This window comes from Methanosarcina acetivorans C2A (assembly GCF_000007345.1).
GTDB lineage: Archaea > Halobacteriota > Methanosarcinia > Methanosarcinales > Methanosarcinaceae > Methanosarcina > Methanosarcina acetivorans.
Map to the genome: position 1 here is coordinate 4,552,929 of NC_003552.1, position 16,408 is coordinate 4,569,336.

Below are 16,408 nucleotides of genomic sequence, written 5' to 3' on the forward strand. Positions count from 1 at the left end.
TTATCCACATCCAGGATAACTCACAGTTTTCCCTACCTCCAGTAAATTTTCTCCGAGGACCCTATTATAAAAGAAGGAGAAGCTACTGCAGGCCCAGGGCAGACCAGGAGAAAGAAGGATCGCAAAAGCTAAAGTTATTGAAATTAAAATTCCGGCCTTTTTTTTGCAAAGAACCCCCTCATTAGAAATATATTTTAAATAAACGGAAGGAAAAAATGGAGGGAAATTTGAGAAAATTTATCTCAATTCCCTTTCATTTAATCATTTTTACCCATATTTTTTCCTTTTTTCCTTTTCTTATATCATTGCAAACATGTCCACAACATCATCAAAGTCTATCCTTCCGTTTCCGTTGAAGTCGAAGTACTCCACCGGCATGTTTTCCTCTATCCAGTCCATGTTGTGGAAGTAAGCCACTATATCCACGAAACTGAACTCCCCGTTTCCGGTGAGGTCTTCATAGAGTCCGTCTCCGTCAAGGTCCCTGGGGGTATATTCCTGATCCGGCAGTGGGGACAGAAGGGTTACTTCAATTGTCCCTGTTAGGAGAGCTGGTTCGATGGAGTCTCCGGAATCTTCTTCCAGACGTTTAACCCCTATCGAAAGGTTCGCAGACCCTTTTTCCTTTCCAGAAACCGTGAGAGTAGCAAGCACAACATCTGCTGCCCCTTCCTTAACGGCATCTTCCAGATCAACAGTCTTCATGTAGATAGAAGTTGCTGGCAGGGTAGAGTTCTGAGTAATCAGAGCCCAGGAAGGGTACTCGATGTCGATTATCTCGGCAATGGTCGGGTCGTCGATGGCAACGGTCAGGTTGTAGCCTGAAAGGCCTGCAGGGAAATTACTGGCAACGACACTTATTTCAGTGGATTCGTTTTCTGCAACTGAGGAACTTGTCGGATCGAAATAGAGAGTAACGGTTGATCCGGAAGCTTCGGTAACTTCTATGTAATCTGTTTTTAACTCAAAGTCTGTCCCGGCAGCATTTTCCACAGTCAGATTCACAGTGTAGTTACCTTCTGCAGAATAAGTATGCACAGGGTTCTGCTCAGTTGAGTTAGCTCCATCCCCAAAGTCCCAGAACCAAGAAGTGGGGGAACCTGTGGATTGGTCAGTGAAATTCACAGTGAGAGGAACAGTTCCGCTAGTTGCATCAGCAGTGAACATAGCAACGGGTTCAGGTGTTGAGGGCTCCAATACAGTGATATAATCGGTCTTAAGCTCGTCATCGCTTCCGCCTGCATTGGTTACCGTCAGCTTTACGCTGTAGTTACCTTCTGCAGCGTAGGTGTGGACAGGGTTCTGTTCGGTTGCATTCGTATCGTCTCCGTCGCCGAAGTCCCAAGACCATTCTGTAGCTCCAGAGGAGTTGTCGGTAAACTGGACGGTCAGCGGGGCATCACCTGATGTCGGTGTTCCGGTGAAGTCAGCGACCGGAGCCCCTGCAGATTCATTCCCGTATCCGACGGTCAGAGCCGCAAGGCAGATCTTGAAAGAGACGCCCTGGTTAGTGTACCCGAAGGTGTTCGATGCTGCCGGTGTAAGCGCACTGGTTACATTAAAGGAATTGAATTCGTAGTAACCACCACTTCCAAGAGATGAGGCTGCAATACTGTTTCCGTCAAGGGTATAGGAGGCGTCAGTGCTGGAAAAAGATACTGACTTTATCTCTGCTTCTGTCCACCCACTGGCAAATGTACTTGCGTCAAAGGTGGTTGAACTGCTTCCCGTCATCCAGTCGTTTCCGTGGTTGACGATGTAATTGACCTCGTCAGAATCTCCGTCATTGTAGGCGACTACAAGCGTGACGCCTTTTATCCGACCGTCAAAGCCCCTATCCGAGCCCACTGTGACGCCTATATCCGATGCAGTCACCCGGATATTTGGGGTGGTCGAGTTTAGGAGGTCGGCTACATCATACCAGGCCTCATAGTCGGAATAGACCTTACTAACATGGTCATTGAGAGGGTAGACGACCTGATCTGTATCTGACTGAATATTGCACTCCTCGACTCCTAACACTGTTTCAAAGGTACCGTCGCCATCAGAATCTAGTTCTGTCTTCAATTGGAGGGCGCCGTTGCCGGACCCTGAACCCGAGTAGTCGTTTACAAAGACCCTTGCCCATACGATATCGTCGCCAGATGCCGGAAGAGTATACGAATAATTTGCTGTCGTAGTCCATGGAGACCGTGAGTCTATGTAGAGGTCACCTGAGACTGTACCGTTCTGGATTGTTGTAAGGTAGTCATGAGACATCCCCGCCGTAAGCGCATGCTCTATCGTCCTGTTGCTGCTTCCTCCGGAGTTGGAGACTGTCAGGCGGATATCATATGTCCCGACATCTGAAAATTCTATATCTGTCGGGTTCTGCGCTCCCGAACCAAATTCGGTCCACTCGGAACCTGTGTACAGGTTTCTGTACTCCCAGATATAGACACTGACATTTCCTGTGGAGTTGTCGGTGAACGACACGGTGATGGGAGCCGTACCATGCGGCATGCAATCGTCGGTGTAAAGTGCTACATTGAAGTCAGCTATAGGTGCACTTTCTCCCGAACTTCCACCACTTGTAACAGTGATATAGTCGATCTTCTCCACGGTATCGCTGCCAGCATCGTTTGTAATGGTGAGGGTCACGTTGTAGGTGCCGCTCGCAGTATAGATGTGGGCAGGGTTCTGAGCAGTCGAGTTTTCTCCGTCACCAAAGTCCCATGACCACGAGGTAGGATAACCAGCTGATTCATCGGTGAACCGCACGGTCAGGGGAACTCCCCCAGATATCGGGACTGCGCTGAAATCTGCGACAGGCGTTTCGGCATCCCTGAATGCATATAGTTTTTTATCATAGCTTCCAATGTACAGGGTTCCGTCCGATCCTATTGATGCCGGACCGTAAACCCGTCCGCCAGTGGTATAATCCCATTTAAGTGTCCCTCCTGGGCTAATTCCATAGAATTTTCCGCTGGAATCCCCGATATAGACAGTGCCATCCACTCCGATGACTGGCTGGGAATAACGGAATTCGCCATCGGCATAGTAGTTCCATTTAAGGGTTCCATCGGGGTTTATCGCATACAGGTTATGGTCATAGCTTCCGATGTAGACGGTGCCGTCTGCCGCGATCGACGGTGCACCATAAATTTGTGCGCCGGTCGTGTAGTTCCATTTAAGGGTTCCATCGGGGTTTATCGCATATAGGTTACTGTCATAACTCCCGACGTAGACGGTGCCGTCCGCTGCAATCGCCGGTGAGTTATATATTCTACCTCCGGTTTCATATGACCACTTAATGATCCCGTTGCTATTTATGGCGTATAATTTGTTGTCTTCATAATTTCCTGCATAAATGGTCCCGTCTGCTGCGATCGCCGGAGAAACGTAATTGAATCTGCCTCCGACGGCGCAGGTCCACATTAAGGTCCCGTCCGGGAACAGTGCGTACAGGTTGCCGTCCCGGCATCCCACGTAGATAATCCCGTCAGATCCGATCGCAGGTGATCCATAAACATAATCCCCGGTCGGAGATGTCCATTTGAGGGTGCCGTTGGGATTTATGGCATCCAACTTCTCATTACGATTTCCAACATATATTACTCCGTCCGAATCGATTGCCGGGGTGCAGTAGTAGCAGTACCCCTCTGTATTGTAGCTCCACTTTAAGGTCCCGTTCGGATTGAACGCGTACAGATTCTGGTCTGCGTTGCATATGTAAATCGTGCCGTCAGGCCCTATCGTCGAACCACCAATATAGAAATTGTCCCCTGCCGTGTAGGTCCACACGACATTATTGCTCTGCGGCCCGGCATAGGGGGACTGCCCGGTGTTGTTTAAATCATACCCGAACTTCGGCCACGCCGAGTCCGCGAGCTTTATTCTCTCTACTGCATTTACGGTGATGTAATCCGTCTTCGTCCCGGTGCCAGAGCCGCCGGCATTCGTTGCCGTCAGCGTGACGGTATAATTCCCGGCGAAGACATACCTGTGGCTCGGGTTCTGCTGGTCTGAAGTCGAGCCGTCGCCGAAGTCCCATGTCCACGATGTCGGGTTGTTGGCAGACTCGTCGGTGAACTGGACGGTAAGGGGAACATCGCCGGAGGTCATATCTGCACTGAAGTTCGCAACGGGTGTAACGGCCTCCAGAACCGTGATGTAGCCGGTCTTCAACTCTGCGTTGCTGCCTGCAAAGTTTGTCGCTTTGAGGGTCACGGTGTAGGTACCGGCTGCATTGTAGGTGTGTACCGGGTTCTGCATCGTTGCATTGGTATCGTCTCCGTCACCGAAGTCCCATAACCACGATGTCGGGTTTTTGGCGGATTCATCGGTGAACCGGACGGTCAGGGGAACGTCGCCGGTAGTCGGTTCGGCACTGAAGTTCGCAACGGGTATGACGGCCTCTAAAACCGTGATGTAGCCGGTCTTTGACTCCGTGCCGTTGCCTGCGATGTTCGTCGCCGTGAGGGTTACGTTGTAGGTCCCGACTGCATTGTAGGTGTGCATCGGGTTCTGCATCGTTGCATTGGTATCGTCTCCGTCGCCGAAGTCCCATAACCACGATATCGGGTCTTTGACGGATTCATCGGTGAACTGAACAGTCAGGGGAATGTCGCCGGTGGTTGGCTCTGCACTGAAGTTCGCAACGGGCGCCTCTGTTCTGAACGCATAGAGCGCATTGCCCGCGCAGACGTAGAGGGTAGAATCCGATCCGATCGCAGGCGAACAATAACTGCCCCCGATATTGGAATCCCATTTGAGGGTGCCGTCGGGGTTTAACGCACAGATTCTGCCCGCACTGTTTATGACGTAGACGGCCCCGTCCGCCCCGATCACCGGGGAACCATGACCGGAATAGCCAACAGAGCAGCTCCACTTGAGAGTGCCGTTGGGGTATATCGCATAGAAGTTGCCATTCAGGGACCTCGCGTACAGGGTGCCGTCAGTTCCGATAGCAGGTGCGCAGAGAATCTGGTCGTATTGGGCTATGCTGAAATCCCATTTGAGGGTGCCGTCTGGATTTAGAGCAAATAATTTGCTGTCCCGATTTCCGATATAGACCGTACCGTCAGATCCGATAGCAGGGGAACCATAAAATGAGATATAATCTGTGCTTCCGGTAGTGTAAGTGTAGTTCCATTTTTCAGTACCGTCAGGATTGAACGCATGGAAGACAGCCTCTGAGCTGCTTCCAATATAAATAGTCCCGTCAGGTCCGATCGCGGGGGAACCTATGAGATTGACGTCCTCATGGTTCCCATTCTGCCACCGGACCTTCCATTTGAATGTGCTGTCAGGGTTGACTGCATGCAGATAACCGTCACAGCTGGCGATATAGATCGTCCCGTCAGGTCCGATCGTTGGCGATTTGAAAATGTCGTTAGCGGTAGCGTAACTCCATTTGAGAGTGCCGTCTGGATTAAGTGCATAAAGATTACCATCACGGTTACCGGTGTAGATGGTCCCATCCGTTCCGATAGCTGGTGAGCCATAAAATCTCTGCCAGGTATATCCTACTCTGAACGTCCATTTTAGAGTCCCGTTCGGATTTATGGCGTAGAATTCATGGGTACCGCAACTTCCGGTATAAATGGTCCCGTCTGCTCCTATTGCAGGTGAATTGTATTGTAATGAACCTCCGGCGTTGAATGTCCACACGACATTCCCGGTCTGCGGGCCGATATAGGGGGAACGTCCTGTGTTGTTGAGATCGTAATGGTACTTTGGCCATGCTGTGTCTGCAAGTCCTTCTGTTCCTGTTCCTTCAACGGTGATATAGTTTATCTTCACTTCGGAGTCGCTACCAGCGGCGTTTGTGACAGTGAGGTTGACAGTGTATGTACCGGCTGAGGTGTAGATATAAGAGGGGGTCTGCTCAGTACTGTCAACTACTCCATCGTTCTCAAAGTCCCACGAATAGGACGAAACAGTACCTGTTGATTGGTCAGTGAAGTTGACTGTCAACGGAGCATTGCCTGAAGTAATGTCTGCAGAGAAGTTGGCAACAGGGGCTGAAGGCAGTGGTTCACTTACAGATATATACCCTGTCTTCACTTCTGAAGCGTTTCCACCTGCATTGCTAACAGTAAAGTTAACCGTGTAAATTCCTTCAGTTGAGTAGGTATGCACCGGGTTCTGGTCGGTACTGTCAATGGTGCCGTCATTCTCGAAGTCCCACGCCCAACTGGTTGCGTTGGTAGATATGTCGGTGAATTGTACAGTTAGGGGCGCAGAGCCGCTGGTGGTATTAGTAGTAAAGTTTGCGACTGTTCCAACTGTTTCCTCTGCAGCAGACGCCAGTCCGGTCATGCACATCAGTGCAGCTATACAGAGAATCAAAAATATTCGTTTCATCTTTCACTCACTCCACATTTCTAAAATTTTACCCAAGAATCCTGTGACTGTGGCCTTTTTCAGCAGGACCGGAGGGGGGTGTTCGGGATTGAATCACAATTATTTTGTAGCTCTTCTAATCCGAGGAGGGAATCTCCCAATAATAAAAAATAAAAATATTTACTGTGTAAATTAAAAACTTGAATCTGCTTTATATAGTGTTTTTCAGATCAACCCAAATTATTGAATGTAAATTACTCTGTAAAATTTAGTTATCACTTCTGAAGTCAAGAACGAAACTTTTCAAGTATTGTTGCCTTCTTCCAGTCCCCCAACATTTGATTCAATGTAATGGAGTTGATCCGAATTTGGATTCTGAATCTTCTGGAGAGGATCGGTGTTCAGAAATTGGGAAATTTAGTATGAAAAAAGGTTACCACGTATATAAATTAATCTAAAAAATAAGAATAGTAATCACTTATATATGCATTAAGTAACAAAAATAAACTAATTTGTAACAATATGTTTGCCGGTAATGCATTTTAGCCATATCCTTACTTTCGATAAAAATTCTATTCATTTTATAAAAGAAAATTTGCAAAGAAGGTTTCATTTTTTTCAGTTCGAGTTTGGGTCCTGCATTGAATCTGAAGAGTATCGCGTTGTAGACTGGAACAGGACATAGACCTCATATAATAAGGCCAAAATTTAAGATAGACTTTGGGTACAAAATAGATAGCTTTCAGGCAGAAAAATTCTTTAACCAATGACCAACGAATCCGAATTTTAACCTGTCATTGTACTTCAAAAAAGGACGAGAATGGGAGACCTGTAAGTGCAGGCAGGGGGGAGTTTAATTTTTCATTCAAATTATTATTCTTTGAACTTTTCTCTGTTATTTACATGTGAGCCCAGCGCTTGACTTTCGTATACACTTATCATAGTTTCAAAAATTATTTGAATTCCACATTTATGGGCAATTATTTCTTGCGGCTAAGTAATACAAATTTTAAATAAGATAACATTAAATATTATGAAAATTATCAAAAGTATTAAATATCTGCTCAACATACATAGTTCTGGCCAAAAATATCCGAAAGACACCGAAACAGACACGCCTCCTAAATGTCTGCGATGCATTCGACTCTGAGAATTCCTCGCCTGTAAATGTATGCAGGTGAGGAGTTTCAGGTAGAGAAAAAATCCTTATCTATTTGTGAATAGTATCCAAAAGTATAATTCGGAGAATTTCATCTGCTTTTTTTGAGAAAAACAACCTGGATTCAAACTTCCCAGGTTCTGACCCATAAGCCATATTTGGAAATAAATGAAAGAAAAAGTTGTGGGAAATTTGAGAAAAATTATCTCAATTCCCTTTCATTTAATCATTTTTACCCATATTTTTTCCTTTTTTCCTTTTCTTATATCATTGCAAACATGTCCACAACATCATCAAAGTCTATCCTTCCGTTCCCGTTGAAGTCGAAGTACTCCACCGGCATGTTTTCCTCTATCCAGTCCATGTTGTGGAAGTAAGCCACTATATCCACGAAACTGAACTCCCCGTTTCCGGTGAGGTCTTCATAGAGTCCGTCTCCGTCAAGGTCCCTGGGGGTATATTCCTGATCCGGCAGTGGGGACAGAAGGGTTACTTCAATTGTCCCTGTTAGGAGAGCTGGTTCGATGGAGTCTCCTGAATCTTCCTCCAGACGTTTAACCCCTATAGAGAGGTTCGCAGATCCTTTTTCCTTTCCAGAAACAGTAAGAGTAGCAAGTACAACATCTGCTGCCCCTTCCTTAATGGAATCTTCCAGGTCAACAGTCTTCATGTAGATAGAAGAACCTGGAAGGGTAGAGTTCTGAGTAATCAGAGCCCAGGAGGGGTACTCTATATCAACTATCTCAGCAACAGCCGGGCCGTCGAGAGCAACGGTCAGGTTGTAGCCTGAAAGGCCTGCAGGGAAATTACTGGCAACGAGATTTATTTCAATAGATTCGTTTTCTGAAACTGAGGAACTTGTCGGATCGAAATAGAGAGTAACAGTTGACCCGGAAGCTTCGGAAACTTTTATGTAATCCGATTTTAACTCAAAATCAGAACCAGCGGCATTTTCTACAGTCAGATTTACGGTATAGTTACCTGCTGCAGAATAAGTATGCATGGGGCTCGATTCATTGGAGGTTGCACCGTCGCCGAAGTCCCACGACCATTCTGTCGGAGAGCCGGTGGAGTTATCGGTGAACTGGACAGTCAGTGGCGCCGTCCCGCTTGTCGGGTCAGCTAAGAATCCCGCGACGGGCGCTACCGGTACCGAGGTATGATACCTGATAATAACGATACCATCACCGCCGTCTCCACCGGTTCCATACCAGCCAGCGCCGCCACCGCCGGTTCCAGTGCTGTCGAGACCCGCTTCACCGTTGACATTTCCACTCTGAGGCCCGCCGCCTGTTCCACCATTGACCGCTGATGAACCACCTGTTCCACCAGGCCCAAGGTTTGCACCGCCGCCGCCGCCACAGGCATAGACTACCTCCGTGCCGGTAATTGAGGAGGTTATACCATCACCGCCGTCTCCACCGAGACGATATGCGCCGTCTCCGCCAGTTCCACTGGCACCTCCACCGCCGCCGCCAGCCAGTTCGCCGCCGCCGCCAGTTGGGTAGTTAGACCCGCCAGCGTGGCCCTGACCGGAAACGCCATCACCTCCAGGCAAAGTAGCACTGGTTGATGAGCCGGCGCCACCTCCGGAACCTCCGCTAAGACCTGCAGATCCTAAATTACCGCCGGCGCCGCCGCCTGTCGCGATGACCGTAGAAAACTGCGAATCTGATCCGTTCATTCCTATCGAGCCGCCGGCGTCTCCGCCGGGTCCGCCGGCGCCAACCATAATAGCATAACCCATACCGGGGGTTACGGCCAGTGTACCGTTCAGGAAACCTCCTGCACCGCCGCCACCATTCGAATAATGCCCGGCGCCGCCGCCGCCACCGGCAACCACAAGGTATTCAACCTCTGATATCCCCGGTGGAGCCGTCCATGTCGTACTGCCATAATTCCATATTACTACCGTATCTTCACCGACAGTGTAAGTGCTGCCACCTGCGACAGAGATATAATCGGTCTTTGTCACACTGCTGCTTCCTGTGTTGTTGGTCACGGTAAGGTTCACCGTGTAGGTGCCCGGTGCAGTATAGATATGGCTTGGATTCTGCTGGGCCGATGTGTTGCCATCGCCAAAGTCCCATGACCATGAGATCGGGGCGCCCGCCGACTCGTCGGTGAACGTCACGTTAAGCGGTGCAGTGCCGCTCGTCGGGTCGGCTGAGAAGTCTGTGGACGGGACGGTTCCGGATGACGTGTATTCCACGACCAGGATCTGCTGGAGTGCATCCATACCTCCGCTTGTCGTACCCTGTATACCCGCCTCGTTTCCGGTTGCATTAATGTAGTTTGTAGCGTCAAAGACTAAGGGGCTTCCTGAATTTGAACTTCCCTGCCATGCATTGGTTGCCACTATGTTGCCGTTGAAAAGCAGGTTTCCTTCATCGGGCCCCGCACTTCCTGCGAAGCTGTAGAGCATAGCATTCTGGACCTTTTCCACGTCAATGAACATGCCGGTGAAAGGAGCGTACGCAGTAGCCTCTTCAGGCGTGGTCCCGTAACCTGTCAGGGAATAAGCCAGTTCATCGCATTCCTCATTGATGAAGATCTGCTTTCGGGTTTCATTATCGTTTCCGTAGACCACAACAAGAGTGCTCGGATACAGTGCGTTTTTGTTTTCACCAACAGGTGTCATGACAAGGCTGTTTCCTGCAGAGCTAAACTTGTCTGTTACATTGTAGACACAGAGCCCGTATTCATAGTCAGCATACGCTCCAAAATTGCTCCAGTCCCTGTAGAGGGTGCCGTTTCCTGTTGAGATGTTTCCGTTATCAAGGGCGTTTCCATTGAAGTTAATATTCAACCACGGATATCCGCCGGGCGTCTGGTCCCAGTTGTAGGCGACATAAAGGAAAGCCTTTTCTATGGTGGAGCCGTCCGGGACCGGAAGGTCACTTGCAGTCCAGGTTTCGGTCCTGCTCTCCCATCCTACGGGTTGGTAAGCAGAATCAGGCTGAGTGGAATACAAAAGGTTTCCCTGGAGATCAAAGGTATGCCTGGTAGTGATATTGCTTCCGCCTTCCCAGTAGATGCCTTTGCCCTTATACCCATTGTACCTGAGAGGTTTAGCCGAACTGCTCTTGTTGTTGTTTGTCTCATCCGTTTCAGCGATAAGGTTGTCCGGGTCGACAACGGCAGTGTAGGTCACGGTGCCGCCTTCAAGGTCACGGATAGTGGGGTCGATCAGGGTTACTGTGGTCTTTGCATCGCCAGCAAGGGACGCAATCGTTGTCGTGTCTACGGGAACTGTTCCACTGGAAACGTCGCTTGCATACACAGCTATCGAAATGTTGCTAAGGGTAGCAGTTCCTGTGTTTTGGACATTGAGAACTTTCACAGGATTTGTTTCCCTGGCAAAGACCGCAGAAGCCGGAACGGTATTGACAAGCCCTGAGATGCTAAGGTCGTTAGTTGCCACTTGACCCGCTTGAGTTACGGTTATGTAATCTGTCTTCAGTTCGGAATCGCTTCCATCTTCATTCGTAACTGTGAGGTTGACAGAATAGGTTCCTTCAGTGGAATATGTATGTACCGGGTTCTGTTCCGTAGAGTTGTTGCCGTCCCCGAAATCCCAGAGCCAGGAAGCTGGTGAACCGGTTGACTCATCGGTGAACGAGACCGTAAGGGGGATGCCACCGGAGGTAACGTTCGCGGTGAAGTCTGCAACAGGGCCGTCACCACCGGATGAACCTGCACCGGATGCGGTCAGAAGTGCAAGCTGGATTTTGTAATAAGAACCGGTAGGAGCGTACGTAACTGTGCTGTCCTCTCCTGAATTGAAGTACTCAGTTACATTCCAATCGTTGTATCCGAAGTATTCGCCCTGCGGTCCTCCAGATGAGAGCGACTCTCCGTTGTACGTATATGCGCCGTTGACGCTTGCACAGTATATAGAGGATAGGTTCACAGCATCGGGATCGGAGAGTGCGGACGTGCCGAATACAGTTGAACCCGTATAACTGCCGGTGTTGGCAGTGTCGTGACCCTGGTTCACCCAGTAATGGATCTCGTCGTCATCCCCGTCATCGTATGCAACGACAAGGGTTACATGTTTGATCCTGCCGTCAGAACCTCCACCTGTAGCCTTGATATTCACTTCATTTCCTGTTATGTTGTCGGTCAGGTCGTACCACATGAAGTAGTCGCTCGTCACCCTGACCACGTGGTCATTCACCCATGCCGGAGTGTTAGTGTAGTCGATGCTTGCAGCATCGTGTTTTTGCAGTTCATAGATCCCGTCACCGTCGCCGTCGATGTCTATAGTCATCGAAAAGGACTTTATGTCCGTCATGAGCCCGCAGTAGACGTCGGCATACAGCCTCGCCCATTTGATCTCCGTGTGGGGAGGTAGTGTGAATGTTTGTTCACCATATCCCGAGAATCCCGGCCATGAACCGTGCCACAGCCCGCCTGAAACTGTGCCCTCCTGCACGGTGAGCAGCGGTGATCCTCCGTCATAACTACCCGTGTTGAGCGGTGCGGCCACCTCCATCGTGGAAGTCGCAGTATCGGTCCCGCCCGGTCCGGTGGCCGTCAGGGTGACGGTGTGGGTCCCTTCGGTGACATAGGTGTGAACAGGGTTCTGCTCGTCAGAGGTTTCGCCGTCGCCGAAGTCCCAGGACCAGGTGCTCACGTTGCCGGTCGTGGTGTCGGTGAACTGCACGGTGAAGGGTACCCGGCCTGAAGAGGCATCGGTCGTAAAGCTCGGGATAGGTGCGGTCACGCCCGAACTATCGTTTGTAACGTTGATGTAGCCGATCTTTTCCGTCGAATAACTGTGATAGGCATCAGCGCCCGTAAGGGTCACGTTATAGATCCCGGGCGCCGTGTAGACGTGGACGGGGTTCTGAACCGTCGAATTGGTGTCGTCACCGTCGCCAAAGTCCCATAACCACGATGTCGGGGAACCCGTCGACTCGTCGGTGAACTGCACGGTCAGGGGGGCACCGCCCATTTTCGGGCCTGCATTGAAATCTGCGACATCCCTGAATGCATATAGGTTATTATCATAACTTCCAAGGTACAGGGTTCCGTCCGATCCGATCGATGCTGAACTATGAATCCGACCAGTGGCATATTCCCATTTCAGTGTCCCGTCGCGGTTGATTGCATATATATTACCACTATTATCGTTCATTGTCCCGCTATAATCTCCAATGTAGACGGTACCATCCGATCCGATGACAGGTGTAGAATAGAATCTGTAATTGGCCTCGTAGGTCCACTTGAGCGCTCCATCGGGATTTATTGCAGAAAGAATACCGCTATAATCTCCTACGTAGATGGTCCCGTCCGCCCCGATCGCCGGTGCACCATAAATTTGTGCACCGGTAGTGTATGTCCATTTTAGTGTTCCATTCGCGTTTATTGCATATAGGTTATTATCCTCGCACCCAACATAGATGGTGCCGTCTGCTGCGATCGCCGGTGAGTTATAGATTTCACCACCGACTTGATAGGTCCATTTAAGAGTCCCATCGGGGTTTATTGCATATAAATATGAATTATAGGTCCCGATGTAGATAGTACCGTCTGTTGCGATCGCCGGGGTGCTATAGTCAAAACCAGGTGTTGAGTAGCTCCACCTAAGGGTACCGTCCGAGTAGAATGCAAACAGATTACCATTGTAGCCTGCTGCGTAGATAATCCCGTCAGATCCGATTGCCGGTGACCCCATAAACTTATCGCCTGTGGTATATTCCCATTTAAAGGTTCCGTCAGGATTTACGGCATACAACTTTCCGTTGTAGTCTCCTCCATAAAGGGTTCCGTCCGAATCGATTGCGGGGGTGCTATAGCTGCGCGCCCCTGTGGTGTTGGTCCACCTAAGGGTACCGTTCGGGTAGAACGCATACAATTTTTTATCTACGTTATTTATGTAGATCGTACCGTCCGGGCCTATCGATGGACCACCATTCGTAAAGTATTCCCCGGCCGTGTAGGTCCACACGATATTGTTGCTCTGCGGCCCGGCATAGGGGGACTGTCCGGTGTTGTTGAGATCATACCCGAACTTCGGCCACGCCGAGTCCGCCAGTTTTATTGGCTCTCCTGTTACGGTGATGTAGCCGGTCTTCGACTCCGAGCTGTTGCCCGCAATGTTCGTCGCTGTGAGGGTCACGTTGTAGGTTCCGGCTGCATTGTAGGTGTGTACCGGGCTCTGCATCGTTGCATTGGTATCGTCTCCGAACTCCCATAACCACGATGTCGGGTCGTTGGCAGATTCATCGGTGAACTGCACGGTCAGAGGAACGTCGCCGGTAGTCGGCTCTGCACTGAAGTTCGCAACGGGAATAACAGCCGTTAAAACCGTCGTGATGTAGCCGGTCTTCGACTCCGAGCTGTTGCCCGCAATGTTCGTCGCTGTGAGGGTCACGTTGTAGGTTCCGGCTGCATTGTAAGTGTGTACCGGGTTCCGCATCGTTGCATTGGTATCGCCTCCGTCACCGAAGTCCCATAACCACGAAGTCGGGTTGTTGGCAGATTCATCGGTGAACTGCACGGTCAGAGGAACGTCGCCGGTAGTCGGCTCTGCACTGAAGTTCGCAACGGGAATAACAGCCTCTAAAACCGTGATGTAGCCGGTCTTCGACTCCGTGCTGTTGCCTGCAATGTTCGTCGCTGTGAGGGTCACGTTGTAGGTTCCGGCTGCATTGTAGGTGTGTACCGGGTTCCGCATTGTTGCATTGGTATCGTCTCCGAACTCCCATAACCACGAAGCCGGGTTGTTGGCAGATTCATCGGTGAACCGGACGGTCAGGGGAACGTTGCCGGTGGTCGGCGATGCCGAGAACCCGGCGAGAGGAACTATGATAGGAGCGGTATTCTCATAACCATATGTAATTCCTGTAGATTCACCGATCATAAGGTCATAGTCGCCATCACAGTCAAGGTCGGCCAAAGCTGGTAATGAACGAGAACCTACAGAAGGAATGTTCCAGGAAGAGTTCGCAGCCCACTCCGGGCTGTCCGAAGACCCGGTATTCTCATAACCATATATAACTCCATCATATCCACCCATCATAAGGTCATAGTCGTAATCGCCGTCAAGGTCGGCCAAAGCTGGTGATGAATAATAACCTATAGAAGGAATGTTCCAGGAAGAGTTCGCAGCCCACTCCGGGCTGCCCGAAGACCCGATATTCTCATAACCATATGTAACTCCATAGCCTTCACCGATCATAAGGTCATAGTCGCCGTCGCCGTCGAGATCGGCCAGAGATGGGGCAGCATTCTGGCTCACATCAGGAGTATTCCACTCGGATTTTGCAGTCCATACGGGGCTGTCTGAAGTCCCTGTATTCTCATAACCATATGTAACTCCACCGATTTCACCGATCATAAGGTCATAGTCGCCATCACAGTCAAGGTCGGCCAAAGCTGGTGATGACCAAGAACCTACATCAGGGACATTCCATTCCGATTTCGCAGTCCATACGGGGCTGTCTGGAGTCCCTGTATTCTCATAACCATATGTAATTCCATCCTTTGCACCGATCATAAGGTCATAGTCGCCATCATCGTCAAGATCGGCCAAAGCCGGTACTGAATACTCGCCTACATCAGGAGTGTTCCAGGAAGAGTTCGCAGTCCACTCAGGGCCGGCCGCCGCAACTGGGGTTACGATCAGAACCAAGCATACGAGCAGGCCGAGCCAGAAGATCCAGGAGCTCAGGAACGTGGCTTTATTCAGCAAATTTATCCGCTTCATCGGGACCACCCTGTCTGGGGGGGCTTTCCTGCACCTTCCACGGTTTGGGTGAAAGGCGCACTCATGCACATAAGTGCAGCTATATATAAAACCAGAAATATTCGTTTCATCTTTCACTCACTCCACATTTCTAAAATTTTCATTCACAAATCCTGTGACTGTGGCCTTTTTCAGCAGGATCTGAGGGGTTGTTCGGGATTGAACCACAATTATTTTGTAGCTCTTCTAATCTGAGGGGAAATCTCCCAATAATGAAAAACAAAAAAATTTGCGGTGTATACTAAACAATTTGAACTTGTATTTTGAGGATGTTTTTCAGATCATTGAATTTAAGTTACTCTGTAAAATTTAGTTATCACTTATGAAGTCAAGAACAAAACTTTTCAAGTATTATTGCCTCCCTTCAGCCTTCTAACATTTTATTCAATGATATGGAGTTGATCCGAATATGGATTCTGAATCTTCTGGAGAGGATCGGTGTTCAGAAATTGGGAAATTTAGTATGAAAAAAGGTTACTACGTATATAAATTAATCTAAAAAATAAGAATAGTGGTAATTTATATATGTGTTGTGTAACAAAAATATACTTATTTGTAACACTAAACTTGCCGGTAATGTATTATATCCATGTCATTACTTTCGATAAAAATTCTATTCATTTTATAAAAGAAAATTTGCAAAGAAGATTTCATTTTTTTCAGTTCGAGTTTGGGTCCTGCATTGAATCTGAAGAGTATCGCGTTGTAGACTGGAACAGGACATAGACCTCATGTAATAAGGCCAAAATTTAAGATAGGCTTTAGGTACAAAATAGATAGCTTTCAGGCAGAAAAATTTCTTAACCAGTGACCAACGAATCCGAATTTAAACCTGTCATTGTACTTCAAAAAAGGACGAGAATGGGAGACCTGTAAGTGCAGGCAAGGGGGGAGTTTAATTTTTCATTCAAATTATTATTCTTTGAACTTTTCTCTGTTATTTACATGTGAGCCCAGCGCTTGACTTTCGTATACACTTATCATAGTTTCAAAAATTATTTGAATTCCACATTTATGGGCAATTATTTCTTGCGGCCAAGTAATACAAATTTTAAATATGATAACATTAAATATTATGAAAATTATCAAAAGTATTAAATATCTGCTCAACATACATAGTTCTTGCCAAAAACATCCGAAAGACAACAGAACAGACACGCCTCCTA

General features: G+C 48.7%; 2 protein-coding genes. Both read right to left on the bottom strand.

The window, feature by feature from the left end; translation table 11 throughout:
* Positions 1-297: 297 nt before the first annotated feature.
* A complete protein-coding gene (locus tag MA_RS28985) occupies positions 298-6,348 on the bottom strand; it encodes a PKD domain-containing protein (RefSeq protein ID WP_011023605.1) in 6,051 nt (2,016 codons plus the stop codon).
* A 1,400-nt stretch (positions 6,349-7,748) separates the two neighbouring features.
* Positions 7,749-15,203: a DUF3344 domain-containing protein gene (locus MA_RS28990; protein WP_048065773.1), complete on the bottom strand. Its 7,455-nt coding sequence runs from the start codon at positions 15,201-15,203 to the stop codon at positions 7,749-7,751.
* Between the last annotated feature and the right edge of the window lie 1,205 nt (positions 15,204-16,408).

Coding starts and splice junctions, on each gene's coding strand:
- MA_RS28985 (WP_011023605.1), bottom strand. CDS start 6,348: ATGAAACGAATATTTTTGATTCTCTGTATAGCTGCACTGATGTGCATG.
- MA_RS28990 (WP_048065773.1), bottom strand. CDS start 15,203: ATGAAGCGGATAAATTTGCTGAATAAAGCCACGTTCCTGAGCTCCTGG.